Annotated in this window: 14 protein-coding genes; 5 read left to right on the top strand and 9 right to left on the bottom strand. The window is 72.5% G+C overall.

Annotated elements, in window-relative coordinates; translation table 11 throughout:
- Positions 1-312, bottom strand: a 312-nt coding sequence (locus tag AAHZ94_RS08930; RefSeq protein WP_502964613.1) for a Rossmann-fold NAD(P)-binding domain-containing protein, incomplete at its 3' end; no start/stop codon positions are given.
- Between the two features lie 107 nt (positions 313-419).
- Here AAHZ94_RS08930 and AAHZ94_RS08925 point away from each other — a divergent pair.
- The 5 genes from AAHZ94_RS08925 to AAHZ94_RS08905 all read left to right on the top strand — a co-directional run bounded on the left by AAHZ94_RS08925 (position 420) and on the right by AAHZ94_RS08905 (position 6,484).
- Positions 420-1,016: a TetR/AcrR family transcriptional regulator gene (locus tag AAHZ94_RS08925; protein ID WP_349991984.1), complete on the top strand. Its 597-nt coding sequence runs from the start codon at positions 420-422 to the stop codon at positions 1,014-1,016.
- Positions 1,017-1,399: 383 nt separating this feature from the next.
- Complete coding sequence (locus AAHZ94_RS08920) at positions 1,400-2,167, top strand: uracil-DNA glycosylase family protein (protein WP_349991983.1); 768 nt, start codon at positions 1,400-1,402, stop codon at positions 2,165-2,167.
- Positions 2,167-3,720, top strand: coding sequence for an amidohydrolase family protein (locus AAHZ94_RS08915; RefSeq protein WP_349991982.1), 1,554 nt, complete (start codon positions 2,167-2,169; stop codon positions 3,718-3,720). The genes AAHZ94_RS08920 and AAHZ94_RS08915 overlap by 1 nt, the downstream gene beginning before the upstream one ends.
- On the top strand, positions 3,717-5,417 hold the full coding sequence (locus AAHZ94_RS08910; protein WP_349991980.1) for a S41 family peptidase: 1,701 nt from the start codon (positions 3,717-3,719) through the stop codon (positions 5,415-5,417). The genes AAHZ94_RS08915 and AAHZ94_RS08910 overlap by 4 nt, the downstream gene beginning before the upstream one ends.
- A 182-nt stretch (positions 5,418-5,599) precedes the next feature.
- Complete coding sequence (locus tag AAHZ94_RS08905) at positions 5,600-6,484, top strand: universal stress protein (RefSeq protein WP_349991979.1); 885 nt, start codon at positions 5,600-5,602, stop codon at positions 6,482-6,484.
- A 138-nt stretch (positions 6,485-6,622) separates the two neighbouring features.
- Here AAHZ94_RS08905 and fabG read toward each other — a convergent pair whose 3' ends face one another.
- From fabG to AAHZ94_RS08865, 8 genes are all read right to left on the bottom strand, one after another.
- Entirely contained in the window at positions 6,623-7,366 is a 744-nt protein-coding gene (gene fabG / locus AAHZ94_RS08900) for a 3-oxoacyl-[acyl-carrier-protein] reductase (RefSeq protein ID WP_349991978.1), read from the bottom strand.
- Positions 7,363-7,605, bottom strand: a complete 243-nt coding sequence (locus AAHZ94_RS08895; RefSeq protein ID WP_349991977.1) for a phosphopantetheine-binding protein — start codon at positions 7,603-7,605, stop codon at positions 7,363-7,365. The genes fabG and AAHZ94_RS08895 overlap by 4 nt, the downstream gene beginning before the upstream one ends.
- A gap of 51 nt (positions 7,606-7,656) precedes the next feature.
- Positions 7,657-8,424: a polyketide synthase gene (locus tag AAHZ94_RS08890; protein ID WP_349991976.1), complete on the bottom strand. Its 768-nt coding sequence runs from the start codon at positions 8,422-8,424 to the stop codon at positions 7,657-7,659.
- On the bottom strand, positions 8,415-9,680 hold the full coding sequence (locus tag AAHZ94_RS08885; RefSeq protein ID WP_349991974.1) for a hydroxymethylglutaryl-CoA synthase family protein: 1,266 nt from the start codon (positions 9,678-9,680) through the stop codon (positions 8,415-8,417). The genes AAHZ94_RS08890 and AAHZ94_RS08885 overlap by 10 nt, the downstream gene beginning before the upstream one ends.
- A gap of 41 nt (positions 9,681-9,721) precedes the next feature.
- Entirely contained in the window at positions 9,722-14,632 is a 4,911-nt protein-coding gene (locus AAHZ94_RS08880; protein ID WP_349991973.1) for a beta-ketoacyl synthase N-terminal-like domain-containing protein, read from the bottom strand.
- Positions 14,629-19,101 (bottom strand): SDR family NAD(P)-dependent oxidoreductase, encoded by a 4,473-nt coding sequence (locus AAHZ94_RS08875; protein WP_349991971.1) that lies wholly within the window; start codon positions 19,099-19,101, stop codon positions 14,629-14,631. The genes AAHZ94_RS08880 and AAHZ94_RS08875 overlap by 4 nt, the downstream gene beginning before the upstream one ends.
- Positions 19,102-19,124: 23 nt before the next feature.
- Positions 19,125-19,487 (bottom strand): ATP-binding protein, encoded by a 363-nt coding sequence (locus AAHZ94_RS08870; RefSeq protein ID WP_349991970.1) that lies wholly within the window; start codon positions 19,485-19,487, stop codon positions 19,125-19,127.
- Positions 19,488-19,858: 371 nt separating this feature from the next.
- Positions 19,859-20,638 carry a TSUP family transporter gene (locus tag AAHZ94_RS08865; protein WP_349991969.1) on the bottom strand — a complete coding sequence of 260 codons (780 nt, stop codon included), beginning with the start codon at positions 20,636-20,638 and terminating at the stop codon, positions 19,859-19,861.
- Positions 20,639-20,731 lie beyond the last annotated feature (93 nt).

The raw sequence follows: 20,731 nt of genomic DNA, 5'->3' as shown, positions 1-20,731 counted from the left end.
GGCGCCCCCGGCCCCCGCCCCCGTGGCGGGGGGGGGGGGCGCCCCCCCCCGGGGGGGCCGCCCCCCCGGCCCCCCCCCGGCGGGGGGCCCCCCCCCGGGGGGGGCGGCCGGCAGGCCCAGGTCGCCACGGGTCAGGTCGACGGTGACCGCGGTGGCGGCCCCGAGTCCGGCGGCGACCTGCTCGGCGCGGGCCAGGTCGCGGCCCGCGATCGTCAGCGGCAGGTGCGGGTGCCAGCGCCGCAGCAGCGCGGCGGTGGCCGCGCCGGCCTGGCCCGAGCCGCCCAGGATCAATACCGATGGTGCCTGTGTCACGCCGAGTTCCTCCCCTGACCATGAAGCTACATTTTGTAGCCTACGTTTTGTAGCATAATCTTGGCCGGTAGCTGAAGGGACGCCGCACCAGGGAGGACACACCGGCCGTGGCCCGTACCCCCACCCGTCTGTCCAAGCAGGCCAGGCGCGAGCAACTGCTCGACGCCGCCACCGCGATCGTCCGCACGCAGGGCGCCGACGGGCTCACCCTGGTCACCCTCGCCGAGGCGGCCGGAGTCAGCCGGCCCATCGCCTACGACCACTTCGGAACCCGCCCCGCACTGCTGCTCGCGCTGCACCAGCGGCTCGACGCCCGCCACCGCGCCGCGATCACCGAGGCGGTACGGGCCGCCCCGGCCACCGCGGGCGAGGTGGCCCGGGTGATCAGCACCGCGTACTTCGACTGCGCCACCGCCATGCCGGAGCTCGGTGCCGTCTCCGCCGCGCTGCGGGCCGGCCCCGAACCGGCCGCGGGCCCGCCCCCGACGCTGGCCGGATACGTGGACCTGCTGGCCACCAGCCTCCGCCCGTACGCCGAACTCCCCGCCGACGAACTGCGGTTGCGCTGCGTCGGCCTGCTCGGCGCGGCCGAGGCGATTGCCGCCGAACGGCACCGCGGGCAGCTCACGGATGCCGCAGCGGTGGCCGCGCTCAGTGCGCTGATCATCGGCGCACTGGCCGCCGGAACCGCGTCCGCGGAGTAACCCACCGGGGCCCCGCGCCGGCGTCCCGCCGGGCGGGCCCGTACGCCCACCCGCTCCTCCCACCCGCGGCCCGTCACTTGCTTCCCCGAGCCAGGGACCTCCACCCGCGGCCCGCCGCTCGCCCAGCGCAGCCGTGCCCCGCGCTGGTCCAGTTGGCGGGTGTCAGGGTTTGGGCGGGTGGGGGGTGAGTGATCCATGGCGGCGGAGACCGGGGCCACCGGGGGGCCCGCACGGCGCGCCGACAGGCGCGTACGCGCCGGCCGCCGCACGGCGCGAGCCGCCCGGACGGCCACCCGCCCCGTCAGCCCGCCCCCGTGGAGAGCCCCGTGGACACACCCGCACACCCCTGTGACGATGCCCGCCCGGTACGGAGGCGGTGAGTCATGCCGGAGTTCGACCGCGGTCCCACCGACCAGTTCGCGGCCCTGTTCGCGCAGGTGCCGGCCGTGCCCGAGCCCACCGCCTTCTGGGCCGACTGGGGTCCGATCTTCTACCGCGGCCGGCTCGACGGCTCGGCCCGCGTCCTGATCGTCGCCTCCGACCCGGGCCCCACCGAGCGGATCGCCGGCCGCTCCCTGGTCGGCAATGCCGGCCAGCGCGTCCAGGGCTTCCTGGCCAAGCTCGGTCTCACCCGCTCCTACGTGTGCCTGAACGCCTGGGCCTACGCGGTCCACCCCGGGCAGGCGTTCGCGATGAAGGACCGGCTCGCCGACCCGGACCAACTGGAGTGGCGCAACGCGGTCTTCGACCGGGCCACCGACGTCTCGCTCCAGGCCATCGTGCCCATGGGGTTCATGGCCAGGGAAGCGATCGGGCTGTGGAGCACCCGGCCGCACGCGCCGGTGATCGACGTGCCCCACCCCTCAAGCCACGACCCGGCCGCCCTGCTGACCGCCTGGCGCGCGGCCGTCACCCAACTGCGGGAGGTGGTGACCCCGGACCCGGACGGCGACGCCACGGGACCGAACTACGGCACCGAGTTCACCGAGGCCGACTACGCCCCGGTCCCCCGCCGTGACCTGCCCTTCGGCGTACCGGACTTCCTCGGGGACGACGCCTGGGTGCGCGCCCTGCCGGGTGACGCCCAGAACTCGGTCAGCCGCCCGTCGCCCGACGACGAACACACCCTGGTCTGGAAGGCGCCGCGCTGATGGCGCTGGTGCTCCGCGGGACGGTCCTCACCTTCGACGCCGACCACCGGGTGCTCGACCCGGGCGCCGTCTACGTGGGTGATGACGGCCGGCTGGCCGCGGTGCGCGGCGCCGAGCAGCGCCCGCCCGCCGGGTTCGCGAACGCGCCGGTCCTGGACACCGGCGCGCTGATCCTGCCCGGCCTGATCGACCTGCACAACCACATCGCGTACAACACCCTCCCGCTGTGGGAGGCGCCCGGCGTGCCCTACGCCCACCACGACCGCTGGGTGGACGAGCGGCACCCGCCCGACTACGCCACCTCCATCACCTGGCCGGCCAAGGTGCTCGGGCAGGCCGCGCCCGCGGCGCTGCTGGCGTACGTGGCGGTCAAGGCCCTGGTCGGCGGGACCACCGCGATCCAGGGCGCGCCCGTGACCTCGCGGCCCGTCGACGGCCGGCTGGTCCGCCTCATCGACCACGAGAAGCTGCCGGCCGGCACCGACCGGGTGCTGACCGCCGCGCTGCAACTCGACGCCGAGGTGCTGCGCACCGACCGGGCGGCGAAGCTGGACGGCACGCGCGTCCTCATCTACCACGTCGCCGAGGGGAAGCCGGGCAGCGTCGTGCACCGGGAGTTCGAGGAGTTGGAGCCGTGTCTGCGGCCCGGGCTGATCGGGGTGCACGCCACCGCGCTCACCCCGCAGGACTTCGGGCACTGGCAGCGTGCCGTCACGGCAGTCAACCCCGCCGAGCGCGGCACCGTGGTGTGGTCCCCGCTCTCCAACTACTGGCTCTACCACACGACCACCGACGTGGTCTCGGCCCACCAGCAGGGGCTGCGGATCGCGCTCGGCTCCGACTGGTCCCCCTCGGGCACCAAGCACGTACTGGGTGAACTCAAGGTCGCCGACGCCGTCAACCGGCACCGGTTCGACGGGCACTTCAGCGACCGCGAACTGTGCGACATGGTCACCGCCAACCCCGGCGACGCGCTGGCCACCGCCTGGGGGCCGCAGGTGGGTCGGCTGCGCCAGGGTGGCCTCGCCGACCTGCTCGTCCTGGAGCGCCACGCGCCGCGCCGGGACCCGTACCGCAATCTGATCACCGCCACCGAACGGCACGTGCGGCTGGTGTTGGTGGACGGCCGGCCGCGGTACGGGACGCCGGCGCTGATGAAGGCGGCCGGCGCCACCCACACCAACGCACTGACCGTCGCCGGTCTCGCGCGCACCGTCGCGGTACGTCAACCAGGCAGCACAGACGCCGAGTTGGACTGGCCCGGGGTGCAGCGCGCGCTGGCCAAGGTGCGCCGCGATCCGGTGGCGGCCTGGCGCTCCGCGCAGGACGCGCTGGCGTCCTGGGGTGGCCCGCTGGATGACCCCGAGGCGCCGCTCGCCCTCTTCGGCGATCTGCCGGAGGGTGACGTGGGCACCTTCGCCGCCGCCGGTGAGGTCCCACCCGATCTGGTCGTCCCGCCGCTGGACGGGCTGGTGCACGACGCGCGGTACTTCGCCGCGGTGGCCCGCAGCGCGGTGCCCGAGCTCCAGTTCCTCGCGGAGTACTACCGGTGAGCGCGGCCCGCACCCGCCCGGCCGCTACGGCCGGCGCAACCCACCCCACCCGCGCCACTGGGCCAACCCGCGCGACTCGCCCGACCCGAGCCACTGGGCCAGCCAGGCCGAGCAAGCCAACCAAGCTGACCGGGCCGACCAAGCCACTGCCGGATTCGGTCGGCCTGGCGGAGTTCCTCGCCCGGGCCGAGGCCGACCCGTTGCCGCTGACCGACCGGTACGAACTGGTCGCGGCGGCCCGGGTGTTGCTCTCCGAGCTCTACGTCCACCTGCCGCTCAAGCGCGCCATGCACGCCATCGACCCGGTGCAGCGGCTGCGCCTGCTGGAGCGCCGGCTTGCGCCGCTGAGCGAGCTCCAGTTCCACGCCGAACTCGCCGACACCTTCCGGGAGTTGCGCGACCTGCACACCCTCTACCAGCTCCCGACCCCCTACCGCGGGCACGTCGCCGCCCTCGGCTTCCTCGTCGAGCGCTACACCGACCCGGACGGCACACCCCACCACCTCGTCTCCAAGGTGGAACCCACCCTGGTGCACGCCGGCTTCGACGTGGGTGTGGAGTTGGAGGCGTGGAACGGGGTGCCGATCGACCGGGCCATCGAGCGGCACGCCGCCGCGCAGGCCGGCTCGCACCACGAAGCACGGCTGGCGCGCGGCCTCGAATCGTTGACGCTGCGCCCGCTGCGCACCATGCCGCCGCCCGACGAACACTGGGTCCAGGTGTCCTACCGCACCCGCTCGGGACGCCGCCGCGAGACGCGCGTGCCCTGGCGGGTACGGGCCGCCGACCAGCAGGCCGGCCGGGCCCAGGACCCGGTCCCCACGCTGGCCACCGGGCTCGGCATCGACGCCGGCAACGAGGCCACCCGCCAGCTCAAGCGCCGCATGTTCGCACCCCCACCGGCCCGCCGGGCCGGCGCCAGGGCGCTGCGCAGCGTGCTCGACCACCGGACGGTGCGGCTGGGCGGGCGCGCGTACGGGCATCTGCGGATCTTCTCCTTCAACGTGGCCGGGGCGCGGCAGTTCGCCGAACAGGTGGCGCGGATCGCGGCGCGCGCCCCGGCCGGCGGGCTCATCGTGGACGTCCGCGGCAACCCGGGCGGTCTGGTGCCGGCCGCCGAGTCCGCGTTGCAGGTGCTGAGTGAGGAGCCGATCGCGCCGGTGAGCTTCTCGCTCGCCACCACCGGGGCCGCGCTGGCGCTGGCCGGCGCGCACACCGGGTTCCGCACCTGGGCCGCCTCGATCCGCTCCGCCCTGGAGACCGGCGAGGTGTACTCGCAGGGGTTCGCGCTCACCGACCCGGCGGCGATCACCGCCGGGCTGCCGCGCCACACCGGCCCCAAGGTGCTGATCACCGACGCGCTCTCGTACTCGGCCGCCGACGTCTTCGCCGCCGGCTTCCAGGACAACGGTCTCGGCCCGGTCCTGGGCACCGCGCCGCGCACCGGGGCCGGCGGCGCCAACGTGTGGACGCACGAACTGCTGCGGGTGTGGCTGCCCGAACTGCTCGCACCGCTGCCGCGCGGCGCCGGGTTCCGCGTCGCCCTGCGCCGCGCCACCCGCGCCCGCGGCAACGTCGACGTCCCGCTGGAGGACCTCGGCGTACAGGCGGACGCGGTGCACGCGCTGACTAGGCGTGACCTCACCGGGAGCAACCGGGACCTGCTGACGGCCGCTGCCGCGCTGCTGGCGGGGTGAGGTGTGCCGGGGTACTGACGTACCGGTACGGAAGCACCAGCACAGGACCGCAAGTACGGCCCCCACCACGGGGCCACTCGTACGGGACCAAAGGCCCTGACCTGCGGCTGTCCGGGTTTGCGATGATGATCACCGGGGCAGCCGCCCTGTCATTGCCCGTCCGATTCTTCTGGAGGCCGACCATGACTCGTCCGATCACTGTGGGCGTCGACGGCTCGCCCGAGAGCCTGGCCGCCGCCGACTGGGCCGCCGATGAGGCGCTGCGGCGCGGGCTGCCGCTGCGCGTGGTGCACGCCTGGCACTGGGAACCGATGACGGCGCCGGTGGTCGACAACCAGGACGAGCAGGTGCAGTGGGCCCGTACGGTGGTCAGCGACGCGGAGCGGCAGCTCGTCGAGCGCCACCCGGGACTGTCCGTCGTCGCCGAGGTGCTGTCAGCCGAGCCGGTGACCGCGCTGGTGGAGGCCAATGAGAGCGCCGAACTGCTGGTGCTCGGCTCGCGCGGGCACGGGGCGCTGCTCGGCTTCCTGCTCGGCTCGCACGCCCAGCAGGTCATCGCCCGGGTCAGCCGGCCGGTGGTCTCGGTGCGCGCCCCGGAGGAGCCGGCCGAGGCAGAGGCAGCCGCCCAGCCGGCCGACGAGATCGTGGTGGGCCAGCAGGGTTCGGCCGAGGACAGCGCGCCGGTGCTGGGCTTCGCCTTCGAGACCGCAGCCGCCCGCGGCCTGCCGGTGCGCGCGGTCCGGGCGTGGAGCCTGCCGCCGGTCTTCGCCTACAGCCCCGGCTCGCTGCGCCTCGCCGATGAGGCCGGCGGTCTCGAACCGTACGAGCGGCAGCAACTGAGCGAGGCGCTGGCCCCGTGGCGGGAGAAGTTCCCGCAGGTGCCGGTGGAGGAGCACGTGGAGATCGGCTCCGGTGGTCAGGTGCTGCTCGCGCAGACCGGGCGCGCGGCCCTGTTGGTGGTCGGCCGGCGGGTGCGCCGCTCCCCCATCGGCTCGCGCATCGGCTCGGTGGCGCACGCCGCGCTGCACCACGCCAGGTGCCCGGTGGCCGTGGTCCCGCACGTCTGAGAACGACACGGCCGAGGGGCGGGGTCCGCGCTGATCGCGCGTACCTCGCCCCTCGGTGGTGACCGGCGACCGCACGGGTGCCGGCGCCCGGCCGTGCCCCAAGTCCCCGGGAACGGGGCGCGGGGCACGGACCGGCCCTCACATCGCCATGCCACCGTCGACGCAGATGACCTGGCCGGTGACGTACGAACTCTCGTCGCTGGCGAGGAAGGCCACCAGGTTGGCGACCTCGTCGGGGCGGCCGAAGCGGCCCATCGGCACCGGGCCCAGGCGCTGGGTGTCGTCCTGCATGTGCTCGGTCATGTCGGTGCTGATCAGCCCCGGCGCGACCGCGTTGCAGCGCACGTTGCGCTCGCCGAGTTCCTTGGCGATCGTCTTGGTCAGGCCGATCAGCCCGGCCTTGGCCGAGGCGTAGTTGGCCTGTCCCGCGCTGCCGAAGACGCCGGCGACCGAGGAGATGTTGATGATCGAGCCGCTGCGCCGCCGGATGAACCCGAAGTAGCACGCCTTGATGAAGTAGAAGGCGCCCTTGAGGCTCGTGTTCACGACCGCGTCGAAGTCCTCGTCCTTGATGGACACGGCCAGCCCGTCGCGGATGATGCCGGCGTTGTTGACCAGGATGTCGACCGGGCCGAGCTCGCCCGTTATCGCCTTCACCGTCTGGGTGACCTGCCCCGAGTCGGAGACGTCGCAGCGGTAGATCTGGGCCGAGCCGCCCAGCGCTTCGGCCTCGCGTTGGGTCTGCTTCGCGCTGGCCTCGTCGTTGGCGTACACGATGGCGACCGTCGCCCCGCCCTTGGCCAGGCGCAGCACGGTGGCCCGACCCAGGCCGCGGGAGCCGCCGGTGACGACGGCGACCTTGCCGCTGAGCGGCCCGCTCACGAGCGGGCCCCGTCGATGATGCGGACGATGTCACCGATGCTCTGCGCCTCGGCGAAGCTGACCATCGGCAGTGAGACGCCGGCGTGCTCCATCGTCTCGGTGATGATGTCGGCCCGGTCGATGGAGTTGGCGCCCAGCTCCTTCAGGCTGTCGTCGAAGGTGGCGGCGCTCAGGTCGACCTCGGGGATGATGTCCGCGAAGGTTGCCAGCAGGGCCTTGAAGATCTCGTCCTGGGTCATGCTTCTCTTCTCTTTCTTCTCTTGCTTGTCTCTCGCGTGCCGCTCGCGCGGCTAGGCACCGTAGCGGCTCAGGAGGAGTTCCTTGACCTCGGGTTGGTGGAAGGTGATCGAGTGCATCGCCAGCTCCTTCTCGATCACCGCGGGAAGCTGCTCGCGCAACTCCCCCACGAGGTGTTCCTTGAGCAGGACCAGGGAGCGTCGGGGCTTCTCGGCCAGGCTCTCGGCGAGCTCAAGCGCGGTCGGCAGGACGTCCTTGCGGGGACGGACCGGGAACGGCACGCCCCGCTCGGCCAGCTCCGCGCCCCGGAAGGTGCGGCCGGTGAGCAGGAACTCCTGGGCCAGCGGCAGGCCCAGCTTGGTCGGGAAGACGCGGGTCGACCCGAAGCCCGGAGTGAAACCGTACTTCATGAAGTTCGCGGTGTAGATGCTCTCCCGCGACAAGATCACGAAGTCGGCGAACAGCCCCATGGACAGGCCGCCGCCGATCGCGTGGCCCTGCATGGCGGAGATGACCGGGATCGGGCACTCCAGCGGCAGCGAGTAGGCGTTCGGCAGCCCGTCGCCGGCGGCCTGGAAGGTGAATTCGCCGGCGTGGATGTCGAGGAGAACCTCTCGGGTGCCGCCCGAGCAGAAGAAGCTGCCGTAGCCGGTGAGGATCAGCGCCTTGTACCGCTCATCGGCGCTGACCTGCTCGAACGCCGCGCCCAGGCCGATCAGTAGGTCACCGGTGAAGGTGTTCTTGTGCTCCCGGTCGGCCATGGTGATCTGGGCGACGCCGGGGCTGGGCTCGGTCAGCGTGACGACCTCGGTCACACCCATACGTACTCCCGGTGGAACTCGTTGACGCGCTTGAGGAAGAGCCGGCCGCGGCCGGTGACGGTGTCCAGGACCTCCGAGATGACGTCGAGTTGCAGCTCCACGTTGCGGGTGCCGAACTCGATGACCTCGTTCTCCTTGGTCAGCCGCAGGTACTGCTCGATGCTCAGCTCGTAGCGGTCGTCCAGCACCTTGTCGGTGGCCACCGCGCGCACCCGGTCCTGGCTGTCCTGGGTGACGACGCCGGAGTAGAACTCCGAGCAGCAGCCCGAGCCGTAGGAGAAGATGCCCACCCGCTTGGGTGTGCTGAAGTCGCCGCGGGCGATGGTGCCGAGCAGGTTGAGGAAGACGGTGCCGCCGAAGACATTGCCGACCCGCTGGCAGTAGGTGAGTCCGGGCAGCACCCGGCGCTCGAAGTCTGCCTCGATGGCGGGGTTCTTCGCCTTGCACATGCGGCGCATCATCGTGCGGTGCGCGCCCTTGACCATGCCGCCGAAGGGGGTGTGGAAGGACAGGTAGTCGAAGGTGGTGGCGTAGTCGACGCCGTCGACCTTCTTGGCGTACGCCCGGTAGGCGGCCTCACAGCAGTCCAGGTAGGACATGAGCGACAGGTCGGCGTTGCCGGCCTCACTGTCGGGCACCGGGCGGCAGGTATCCATCACCTCGTACCCGTAGTAGCCGTTGGCGCCGACGTCGACGCTGAAGATGTGCGGGGTGTCGCTGACCAGGATGGCCATCGAGCCGGCGCCGCCGCTGGGCTCGGCGAACGACCAGTCCTCCTGGAGCGCCTCGCCGCCCTCGGTGGCCTTGAAGCGGGAGATGTCGGTGGTCACCACCAGGCCCTTGGCGCCGGGCGAGACCTGTGAGAGGACGAAGTTGACGGCGTTCTGGAAGCCGGCGGTCCCCGCGTAGCAGGCGTTCTTCACCTCGAACAGCCGGCAGTTGCGGCTCAGGCCCAGGTAGTCGTGCACGTAGGTGCTGAGCGACTTGCCGAAGTCGATGCCGGACTCGGTGCAGGTGATGAGCACCTCGATGCGGTCGCGCTCCTCCTGGCTGAGCGCGTCCACCAGCGGCTTGGCTGCGTTGACCGCGAACGAGACCGGGTCCTCGAAGGGCAGGGCCACCGACTTCTCGTGCATGAGCAGGTTCTCGAACCGCTCGTTGTCCAGGCCCCGGTACTGGGCCAGGGTCTTGACGTCGAGGTAGGCGGAGCCGCCGTAGAAGTTGATCGCCTCGATACCGGCCGAGCGCGGTTGCATACTGTCTCTCCTTGTGTTCACGTACCCGTCACTTCTGCCGCTCACGACTGGCCCACCGCGCTCAGCAGCTCCTGCTTGATGATGGCCAGCAGCCTGGCCTGTGACTGGTGCGCGTCGATGAACTGGTGGTCGCCCGCCATGGTGTGCAGGCCGAAGGGACCGCTGGTCAGCCCCTCCCACAGCTTGACCTCCTCCGATGCCACCCAGTCGTCCACGCCGTGGAAGGCCGTGATCGGGGTGGTGAAGGTCTCCGCCGGGTCGTAGGTGTACCGGTCGATGAGGCTACAGGCGGCGAGCAACTGCGGCAGCGTGGCCCGCGTCTCCACCTCGCCGTAGTCCCACGCCTCGCCATAGGCGCGGACGACGACCTCCACGGCGTCCGCGTCGTGCCGGATCTCCTCGTAGGTGGGAATCCGCTTCATTCCGTTCTGTACGAGCACGTCCAGGATGTTCTGGATGCTCGGGTTGGGGCCACTGGGGGCTGCGAAGCCCGAGACGAAGGTCTTGACCAGGTCGACGCCCGGGTTGAGCCCGAGCCGGTGCGAGAGCCGGAACGAGAACAGCGCGCCCCAACTGTGCCCGAAGGTGGCGCAGGGGATGTCGAACAGGCCCGGGTCCACGACGCGTTCCATGGTCCGCATGAAGGCGTCGAGGTCGGACGGCGCCCGCTCGTCCAGCCGCTTGGTGTCCATGCCGGGCAGCTTGACCGCGCACACGTCGACCTCGGGGCCGAGTTGGTCGCGCCAACTGTCGAAGAGGTCGGCGTCCCGGTAGCCGTTGGGGAAGCAGAACAGCCGCACCTTGGCGTCGGGCCGCGGCTCGTAGGCGTGGATCCAGTGCGCGGGGGTGAGGTCGCTGTCGTACGGCTTGGTCTGCGTGGCGCGCTGGCCGCTGCCGCCGGGGAGCAGGTCCATCAGGTTGGTGGCGAGGTCGCGCAGGGTGTCGCTCTGCACCAGGTCCGCGAAGGAGATGTCCACCGAGAGCAGCGTGCCGGTCTTGTGGAAGAAGCGCAGGCCGGTCATCGAGTCCAGGCCGAAGTCGCCCATCGGCTGGTCGGGGTCGACCTCGTCCGGCTCCATCTCCAGGATGTGTGCCAGCAGCCGGCCCAGATACTCCATGATCATTTCCTGCTTGCGCTCGGCACCCGCATAGCCGTAGCGCTGGAGGAAGTCCCGGTCCTCGCCCTCCTTCTCCAGGGTGGCGGCGTCCATCATGGCCTTGAGTTCGCCGAGCTTCTTCTCGTCGAACTCCTTCAGCCTGATGTGGCCGACCGAGGCGACGGTGGCGCCGGAGCGGGCCACCACCCGGAAGCTGCCGGTGACCTCCTTGCGGTCCGCGTCGAAGTCGGGCATCGCGACCGCGGCGAACAGCCCGTCGGGGCCGGGTCCCGGCCGCAGCACGACCTCGTCCATCTCGGCCACCATGTACTTGCGGCCACTCGGGGTGCGCTCCAGGACCACGTAGTTGCAGGTCTGGGCGCAACTGTCCAGGACACCTGGATGGAAGCCGAGCGCGTAGTCGCGGCGGCCGGTCTCACCCTCGGGACCCGCGAAGTTGACCAGCACTTCGGTCTTGCCCCGCCACCAGGCGCCGTCCACGTAGCGCACGGCGGGGCCGAAGTAGAAGCCGCGGTCCTGCTCCAGCGGCTCGTAGAACTCCTCGCGCGGCACCTTGCGCTCGCTGGCGCGCTGGATGGCCGGTACGTCCAGTGGGGCGGTGTCGGGGAGCGCGGCGGCGTCGACCGGGGCGACGATGCCGTGCACGTTCAGGCTCCACTGGGCGGCGTCCACGGCCTTGCTGTGGAACTGGAAGTCGAAGGAGCCCTCGCCGTCCTCGCGCGGATCGAGGACGAGCAGCACCTCCTTGGTCTCCTCGGCGAAGACCATGATGGGCGTCGAGAAGCGCATCTCGCGGATGCGGCACAGCGCGCCCGGGTGCCGCTCGGCCAGTACGGCGCGCAGCATCTCCAGGTAGTAACCCACGTGCACCACACCGGAGTTGTCGACCAGCTCGGGGAAGTTCTGGTGCGCGAAGGTGTAGCGGTACTGCTTCTGCTTGACGGGCAGGCCCAGCTCCTCGCCGTGCAGCCCCTCCCGGCTGAGCCGGCCGGCCAGCCCGTCGGTCACCGGGTCGGCGGTGGTGTGGGCCAGCCAGTGGCGGGTCTGCTCGAAGGGGTAGTTGGGCAGCATGACCTTGCGCCGGCCCTGGTGCGCGTAGTGCTGCTGCCAGGACAGTTCGGAGCCGAGGCAGGAGAGCCTGGCCAGTGCGTGCAGCAGGGTCGGCAAGGCGGGTCCTGCTTCGGCCAGCCGCAGCACCACCACGTCCTGGCGCTCCAGCACCTCCGCGGTGCGGGGCGCGCCGAACTCCACGAAGAAGCGGTAGCCCTGGTCGTACAGCTCGCGCAGGCCCTCCTCGTAGCGGATCGGCGCGGTCAGCGCGTTGTCGCGGAAGTCGGCGCGCAGGGCCTCCGGGTTGTGGCTGGTCTGGAGGGTGTGCGGCGACTGGTACCGGCTGCCGGGCTGCTGGTACGCGGCGGCGGTGACGGTCTGCTGCCAGGCGGCGGCCCGCGTCGCGTAGCCGGCTGAGGGCCAGGTGCCGTCCCGCTCCTCGACGATCTCGGCGCCGGCGCCGGCGAGTGCTTCGGTGACCTGCTTCAGCGCCCCCGGGGCGCCGGAGAGCACCCGCTCGGTGGGCCCGTAGACGGCCGAGACGTGGGCCTGGCCCTGCCAGTCCCGCATGACGCCGTCGAACTGTTCGCGGCCGAGCAGCACCCGGGCGAAGGCGACCGGTTCGCCGGAGCGGCGTGCGGCGTCCAGGGCCAGGTGGTGGGTGACGGCCGCGTCCAGGGTGAGGACGCCGGAGACCACGGCGGCCACCAGGGAGCCGGTGCGCTCGCCGAAGGTGATCTCGGGCAGTACGCCGTAGGAGGCGAGCAGCTTGCTCAGCGCGTACTCGGCGGCGAACAGCCACGCCTCGCCCGCCCGGGCATCGGCCGGCTCGGCGCCCGGCCGGGTGAGCTCGGCGAGTTGCGGGCCGCAGACCGCGTCGAAGTGGGTCAGGCACTCGGCGAGCGCCGCGTGGAAGACCGGGAAGGAGGCGGCCAGGCTGCGGGCGACGGCGTGGGTGTGCCCGGCGTCGCCGTGGAAGAGGAAGGCCAGCTTGGGTTGGATCTTCTCGTCCGTCTGGGCGGCGAAGGCCCGCCCGTCGGCGTGCGTGGTGAACAGGGTGCGCTTGGCGTTCCACCGGTCCCGGCCGTGGCTGCTGCCGAGGATCACCGAGGTGTCCGAGTAGAGCGTCCGGTCCTTCTCGTACGCCGTGAGCACCGCGTCGAAGCCGGCGCGCAGTTCGGCCACCGTGCTGCCGAGGAAGACCGCGCGGTGCGTGAAGGCGGTGCGGCAGGCGTTGGCCGTGAAGCTCAGGTCCTCCACCGACAGGTCGGGGTGGTCGGCGAGGTGGGCGTCGAACCGGCGGATCTGCCGGACCAGCTTCTCCTCGTCGGTGGCGCTGACGGTGAACAGCGAGGCGTCGTGCGCCGGGCGGCCGTCGGCGGCTGCCGGGGCCGTCGCGGGCTGCGGTGCCTCGCCGAGCACCAGGTGGGCGTTGGTGCCGCTGAAGCCGAAGGAGCTGATGGCGGCGTACCGCGGCCGGTCCGGGGTGGCCGGCCAGTCGGTGAGGGTCTGCGGGAAGGCGAACGAGTCCTTGAGCGGCAGCAGCCGCGGGTTGAGCTCGCTCAGCCCGGCGATGGGCGGTATCTGGCCGTGGTGCAGGCACAGCACGGTCTTGATCAGGCTGGCGATGCCGGCGCCGGCCTCCAGGTGGCCGATGTTGGCCTTGACCGCGCCGAGCGTCAGCGGCCGGGACGCGTGCCCGTACACGTGGTGGATGGCGTCGATCTCGATCGGGTCGCCGAGCAGGGTGCCGGTGCCGTGCGTCTCCAGGTAGTCGACGCTCTCGGCGCTCACCCCGGCGTTCTCCAACGCGCGGGCCAGGACGGCCTTTTGGGCGCGGCCGTTGGGCATGGTCAGCCCGGTGCTCTCGCCGTCGTTGTTGACCGCGCCGCCGCGGATGACGGCGTAGACGGTGTCCCCGTCGCGCTGGGCGTCGGCGAGCCGCTTGAGGACGACCATGCCGACGCCCTCGCCGCGCCCGTAGCCGTCGGCGGAGGCGTCGAAGGGCTTGGACCTGCCGTCCGCGGCCAGCGCGTTCATCATGCACAGCGAGGCCATCACGCCCGGCGCCAGCATCATGTTCACGCCGCCGGCCAGCGCCGTGTCGCACTCGCCGCGGCGCAGCGCGTCGACCGCGAGCTGCGGGCCGACCAGCGAGGAGGAGCAGGCGGTGTCCACCGAGAGGGCCGGGCCGTTCCAGCCGAAGGCGTAGGAGACGCGCCCGGAGGCGATGCTTGAGGTGGTGCCGGTGCCGATGTACTCGTTCACGTCGGCGGAGTCGCGGACCAGTTGGGCGTACTCGGAGTTGCTGGAGATGCCGATGTACACGCCCGTCGCGCTGCCGCGCATCTGCTCGGGGTGTTGGCCGGCGTTCTCCAGCGCCTCCCAGCAGACCTCAAGCAGTTGCCGCTGCTGGGGGTCCATGGCGCCTGCTTCCAGCGGCGAGATCTTGAAGAAGCGGGCGTCGAAGGAGGCCACGTCGCGGTCGAGGAAGTTGCTCTGCCGGATGTACATCTTGCCGGGCTTGCCTGGCGTGGGGTCGTAGTGCTCCTGGACCGGCCAGCGGTCATCCGGCACCTCGCGGACCCCGATGCCCGCCTCGCACAGGAAGTCCCAGAACCGCTCGGGGGTGTCGCAGCCGCCGGGGAAGCGGCAGGCCATGCCGACCACCGCGATGGGCTCCTGGGCCGTCTTGCGGACCCGGTCCAACTGGCGGCGCAGGTTCTGGATCGTCAGGACTGACTGTTTCAGTACCTCGGTGGTGCTGCTCTTGTGCTCACTCATGAAACATCCAGCCCCTCGTTCTCACTCAGCTCGATTTCCTTCCGCAGCAGGGCGACGAGGTCGTCCTCGCCCATGCCGTCGAGGTCGGACGGTGCGTCACCGACATCGCCGAGGTCGCCCAGGGCCACGACGGCGGACGCCACGTCGGCCACGGTGTCCGCCCCCGCGGGGGCGGCGCCGTCGGATGCGTCCGGTACCCGCGCGCCGGCCGGCACCGCGGCGGGCTGCACGGCCACCCGGCCGATCGGCAGCGTCGCCGCGATGTCGCCTTCCGGGACGCCCAGCATGCGGGTGATCTTCGCGATGTCGCCCTTGACCGTGACGACCTGCGGGTGGGCCAGGCCGACGCTGGTACGCAGCGCCTGCCAGCCCTCGGGGCCGTCGAGGACGACGGTGCCCAGTGTGTTGCGCATCCAGGTCAGCACGGTCTCGCTGGTCTCCATGCCGCCGGTGCGCCAGAAGGACCAGTTCAGCGAGAGCGTGTGGCCGGGGCGCTCGCCGCGTTCGCACTGCTTGGTGCGGTACTCGGCGAAGGCGTCCAGATAGCTGTTGGCGAAGCAGTAGTCGCTCTGCCCGAAGTTGCCGAGCACGGCCGCCAGCGAGGAGAACATCACGAAGCACTCCAGCGGCTCCGTGCGCAGCGCCTCGTCCAGGTAGCGGGTGCCGAGCACCTTGGCCCGGAAGACCTCGGCCATCTCCTCGGGCCGCTTGTGCTGGAGGGCGCCGTCGCGCAGCGCGCCGGCCGAGTGGATCAGGCCGGTGATCGGGCCGAACCGCTCGCGCCCCGTGTCGACCAGGTCGGCGCCGGCCTGCCGGTCGCCGATGTCGGCCCGCAGGTAGACCGCCTCGGCGCCGTCCCGGCTCCAGGAGGCGAGGTCGGCGAGCTTGTCCTGATCTGCCGCGCGCCGGCCGACCAGGACCACCTTGGCCCCGAACTCCTCGCACAGGTAGCGGCCGAAGATGCCGGCCAGGCCGCCGGGTCCGCCGGTGATGAGGTAGACGCCGCCGGTGCGGAACCTGCGCTCGGCCCGCTCGATCTCGCCGGCCGGCACCGGGTGGAAGCAGCGGGTCCAGCGGCGCTTGCCGTTGTGCCGCAGTTCCACGTCCTGGTCGGGCTGGGTGAACTCGGCCAGCAGCGCTGCGGCCACCCGGGCCCGGCGGAGGTTGGCGCGGGTGAACTCGACGGTCTTGTAGACCAGCAGCGGGTTCTCCATCCGGGCGGCCCGCATGAAGCCGCCGACGCCCTGGTGCTCGGGGGCGGCGGCCCCGTTGCGCGAGGAGTAGGCGGACACCAGGCGGACCTGCTGCCCGGCGAGCTTGGCCAGGACCGCCTGGCTGAGGGCGGTCAGCGCGTACACGCCCTGCTGGAGGCCGGTCTCCACGCGGCCCGGGTCGGTCTCGGCGTTGCCGGCCGACCAGTGGTGGATGATGCGGTCGACGGTGAGGCCGCGCTCGGCGAGGGTGTCGAGCAGTTGCTCGTAGTCGGCCCGCGCGCCGGGGGCGAGTTCGAACTCGTCCTTGCCGACGGCGCGGAACCCGCCGCCCGGGCGGACCAGCACCACCCGGGCGGGGCGGCGGCTGGCCGGCAGGGCGAGCAGTGCGGCGCGCAGCTTGTCGCCGGTGTCCAGGAGGACGACGGTGCCGCCGGCGGTGATCGTCGCGGTGCCGGTGGTCTCGGCCCAGTCCCGGGTGAACAGCCACACCGGGGCGTCCGTGTCGGCCTCGGCCTGCGGGGTGGGCGCGGGCGCCTGGCCGGCGTCCACCCGGATCGCGCCGTCCTGGTCGAGCAGGCCGAGGATGTACGCGGCGACGTCCTGGATCGTTGGGTAGTTGAAGATGAGTTGCAGGTCCAGGCTCTGCCCGAAGAGCTGCTCCAGCAGGTTGTGGAGCTGGGTCGAGGTGATGGAGTCCATGCCGAGCTCGAAGAAGCCCCGGTCGGTTTCGGGCAGTTGGCCGTCGGCGAAGCCGAGCAGGGTGGCCACCCGGTGCTGGAGGTACTCCATCATCAGGCCCTGGCGCTCGTTGGGGAACGCCTCGGCGAGTTGACCGATGAACGCCCGGTCCACGCCGCCGGTCTCGGCCGGTGCGTCGGCCGGCGCGGCGGCGTCCGGTGCCGTCGCGGTGACGCGCACCGCACCCGAGTAGAGCCAGTGGGTGTCGCGCTCGAAGGGGTAGCCGGGCAGGGCGACGCGGCGGGCCCTGCCCTGCGTCCACAGTGCCGCGAGGTCGTCGTCATCGCCGCTGACCCAGCGCCGGCCGGCCGCGTCCAACCGGTCCAGCGCGGCTGTGCCCGCGCCGTCGGCGAGGAACGCCTTGAGCTGGTCGGCCAGGTCGGCGTGGGTGGTGACGCTGAAGGCGATCCGCTCCCGCAGCGGCCGGCGGCCGGTGTGCAGCGTGAAGGCCAGGTCGGCGAGGGCGGGCAGGTCGCCGGGGGCCGTGCCGTCCACGAAGGCGTGCAGGGCGCTGGCGTAGCGGGTCAGGGCCTCGGGGGTACGGGCGGAGAGCGGGACCAGCCACGGGCCGTGGCCCGCGGTGGGCGCCGCCGGCTCGGCCGCGTACTCCTCAAGGACCACGTGGACGTTGACGCCGCCGACGCCGAAGGAGCTGATGCCGGCGCGGCGCGGCTGGCCCTGCGGGGGTTGCCAGGGCGCGCCGTCGAGCTGCACCCGGAAGGGGGTGCGGTCGAAGTCGATCTCCGGGTTGAGGCGTTCGGAGTTGAGCCGGCTGGGGAAGAGCCGGCGGGTGCGCATCTGGAGCAGCACCTTGGTGAGCTGCGAGATGCCGGCGGCGGCCTCCAGGTGGCCGATGTTGGACTTCACCGAGCCGATGGCGCAGTGCCGGCCGTCCTCGGGGAAGCCGTCGAACGCGGTGGCCAGCGCCTCGATCTCGATGCTGTCGCCGAGCGAGGTGCCGGTGCCGTGCGCCTCCAGGTAGCTGATGCCGCCGGGTTCGACGCCGGCCCGGGTGAGCGCGGTGCGCACCACCTCGGCCTGGGCGACCGGGTTGGGCACCGTGTAGCCGTTGGTCTTGCCGCCGTGGTTGACGGCGGTGCCCTTGATGACGCCGTAGATGTGGTCGCCGTCGGCCTCGGCCTTGGCGAGCGGCTTGAGCAGCACGGCGCCGACGCCCTCGCCCGGTACGTAGCCGTTGCCGCCCTCGCCGAAGCTCTTGCAGTGCCCGTCGACGGAGAGGAAGTTGAACATGCCGAGCGTCAGGTACTTGCTCGGGTGCAGGCTGAGGTTGACCCCGCCCGCGATGGCGGCGTCGCACTCGCCGTGCCGCAGCGCCTCGCAGGCCAGGTGGATGGCGTACAGCGAGGAGGAGCAGGCGGTGTCGACGACCAGGCTGGGGCCGCGCAGGTTGAGCAGGTAGGAGACGCGGTTGGCGACCGAGTAGAGCTGGGAGTCGATCGGCACGTCCTTGCCGGCGGCCAGGTCGGCTGCGCCGTAGAGGCCGTATTCGTTGAAGGTGACGCCGGCGTAGACGGCTACGTTGCCGCGCCGGTCGCCCGCGTTCAGGTCGGCGAAGGACTCCGGGGTGTAGCCGGCGTCCTCCAGGCAGTGCCAGACGGCCTCCACGAACAGCCGCTCCTGCGGGTCCATGTAGGCGGCGGCGTTGGGTGCCAGGTTGAAGAATCCGGGGTCGAAGGCGAGCGCATCATCGAGGAAGCCGCCCCAGCGGCAGGCCAGGTCCGGGTAGTCCCGGTGGTCCCAGCGCTCGGTGGGGATCTCGGTGATGGCGTCCCGGCCCGCGGCCAGGTTGGCGGCGAACTCCGCCAGCGTGGGCGCCTGCGGGTACCGGCCGCTCAGACCCACGATGGCGATGTCACCGACCGCGGCCGGGGCGGGCGCTGTGGCGATCGCGGGGGCTGCCGGGGCCTGGGCGCCGGGCGCGGGGTGGACCGTCGCCGCGGGCTGGACCGGCGCGCCCTGGGCTGCTGAGCTCGGGGCTGATGTGCTCGGGGCCGGCGCGGGCGCGCCCTTCGTCGCGGCCAGGTGCCGGGCCAGCGACTCCAGGTCCTTGTAGGTGAACAGCAGCGAGGTGGGCAGCGGCCCGTAGTGCGCTTCGAGCGCCCGGTTGAGCTGGGTGATGCGCACCGAGTCAACGCCGTAGTCCTCGAACGTGGTCTGCGGCTTCAGCCGGCCGACCGGGATCTTCAGCACGTCCGAGAAGCAGCGCTTGACGTCGTCGAGCACGACGGCGTACAGGGCGTCACCGGTGAGCTGCGCGGCCGGGGCGGGTGCCGGGGCCGCGGCCAGTGCGGGGGCGGCGGGTGCCGCGGGCAGCGCGGGGGCGGGGGGCGGGGCGGGGGGGGGGCGGGCCGGGGGGGGGGCCCGCGGGGGGGGGGGGCGCCCCCGCCCCGGCGGGCGCGCCCCCCGCGCCCCCCGGGGGGGGGGGGGCGCCGACGGGGTCGCCGCCGGGCGCCCCGGGCCGCCCGGGCGCGGGCCCGGGGCGGGCCCCCGCCACATCGGCGGGGGCCCGTTGCCACGGTCTAGGCGCGGGTGCGTGCGGCCCGCTCCAGGTCGAACTCCGCCCATACGTCCTTGCCGACGGTGCGCTCCCGCACACCCCACCGGGCCGCCACCGCGTCCACGATCAGCAGCCCGCGACCGAACTTGTCGTCGGCCGTCGGCTCCCTGGTGCGCGGCAGTTGTTCGCCCTTGGGGTCGCTGACCGCGATCCGCAGCACCACCGGCGTCAGGGTGAGCTGCACCCGGAACAGCCGGCCGCGCAGCGCCCCGTGCAGGACGGCGTTGCTGGCCAGTTCCGAGACGATCAGGCCCACGTCGTCCACGAGCGAGGGCCACCCCCATTCGGCGACGACCCGCACCGCGCGCTCCCGGGCTCTCGGCACGCTTTTCGGATACGGCGTGTAGTCGAAGCGGTCGTACGCCACGGGGGGTTGACCGGCATCGCCTACGAGACCGGACGGGCCTTGGGGCGCCAAGGTCACCACACACCTCCAGGAAGAACGGTCCTGCGCACGTCAACCGGCCCGTACGAGATTCCGGCGGGCCTGATCGCCGCGCGAGCGATCAACTACGGAAAGTAGTGCCACGCGGTTGATCCTTTTACTCACGCACGGGCCGATTACCTCCGTTTCGGCCGTCTTGAATGCGCTAAGGCGACGCGGGGCGGGCGCCGCACGCCGTGGCGGGGGCACCGCACGAGGCGGGCGCCGCCAGGACGGGGCGCCGCACGAAGCGGGCTACGGACCGCCCTCCCTCACGCCAGCCACTGGTCGTACGCCAACTTGCAGACCAGCGTGACCACGACCACGACCAGCACGACGCGGACGAAGCCGGTACCGCGTTTGAGGGCCATGCGGGCACCCAGCATGCCGCCGGCGAGGTTGAAGACGGCGAGCGGGAGGGCCACCGACCACAGGACCGCGCCCTGGGCGGTGAACATGACCAGGGCACCGGCGTTGGTACAGGTGTTGACGACCTTGGTGGTGGCCGATGCGGTGACCAGGTCCAGGTGGAGGATCGCCGACAGGGCGATGACCAGGAACGTTCCGGTGCCCGGGCCGATCAGCCCGTCGTAGAAGCCGATACCGAGGCCGGCGACGAGGATGGCCAGCAGGACGCGGTTGCGGGAGGCCGGACCGGTGGCTGCGGTCGCGCCGAACGCGGGGCGCAGCAGGACGAACGTCAGCACGGCGAGCAGGATCACCATGATGAGGGGGCGCAGCACGGCGCTGTTGATGCCGGAGGCGAAGAACGCGCCGCCGAAGGAGCCGGCGATCGCCGCGGCGCCGATGCGGATCGCGGTCCGCACGTCCACCGGGGCCTTGCGGGTGTAGGTGATCGCGGCGGCCGTGGTGCCCACGATGGCGACCGCCTTGTTGGTGCCGAGCACGTGCGCGGCGGCCACCTGCGGCAGGCCCACCAGCAGGGCGGGGAGTTGGAGCAGGCCGCCGCCGCCCACCACCGCGTCGATCCAGCCCGCCGCTGCCGCCGCCGCGCACAGCAGCACCAGCGTCAGCAGGGATATGTCGTGCATCGCAGCCCCTCAGCCCCTCGCGTCGGGCGGGCCCGCCCGGCGGGCCCGCTCTGGTCCAGCGCGCCGGCCGGGCGCCGTGCGGGCCGACGGGGC

This window comes from Streptomyces sp. HSW2009 (genome assembly GCF_040240285.1).
Taxonomy (GTDB): Bacteria; Actinomycetota; Actinomycetes; order Streptomycetales; family Streptomycetaceae; genus Streptomyces.
Note: the sequence above shows the minus strand (reverse complement) of the source record. Positions and strands in the feature narration are given on the sequence as shown.

What these genes read in the sequence shown, in the direction of transcription:
- AAHZ94_RS08895 (WP_349991977.1), bottom strand. Translation starts at nt 7,605, where the DNA reads ATGACCCAGGACGAGATCTTCAAGGCCCTGCTGGCAACCTTCGCGGAC.
- AAHZ94_RS08880 (WP_349991973.1), bottom strand. Translation starts at nt 14,632, where the DNA reads ATGAGTGAGCACAAGAGCAGCACCACCGAGGTACTGAAACAGTCAGTC.
- AAHZ94_RS08890 (WP_349991976.1), bottom strand. Translation starts at nt 8,424, where the DNA reads ATGGGTGTGACCGAGGTCGTCACGCTGACCGAGCCCAGCCCCGGCGTC.
- AAHZ94_RS08920 (WP_349991983.1), top strand. Translation starts at nt 1,400, where the DNA reads ATGCCGGAGTTCGACCGCGGTCCCACCGACCAGTTCGCGGCCCTGTTC.
- AAHZ94_RS08875 (WP_349991971.1), bottom strand. Translation starts at nt 19,101, where the DNA reads ATGTGGCGGGGGCCCGCCCCGGGCCCGCGCCCGGGCGGCCCGGGGCGC.
- AAHZ94_RS08915 (WP_349991982.1), top strand. Translation starts at nt 2,167, where the DNA reads ATGGCGCTGGTGCTCCGCGGGACGGTCCTCACCTTCGACGCCGACCAC.
- AAHZ94_RS08905 (WP_349991979.1), top strand. Translation starts at nt 5,600, where the DNA reads ATGACTCGTCCGATCACTGTGGGCGTCGACGGCTCGCCCGAGAGCCTG.
- AAHZ94_RS08865 (WP_349991969.1), bottom strand. Translation starts at nt 20,638, where the DNA reads ATGCACGACATATCCCTGCTGACGCTGGTGCTGCTGTGCGCGGCGGCG.
- AAHZ94_RS08885 (WP_349991974.1), bottom strand. Translation starts at nt 9,680, where the DNA reads ATGCAACCGCGCTCGGCCGGTATCGAGGCGATCAACTTCTACGGCGGC.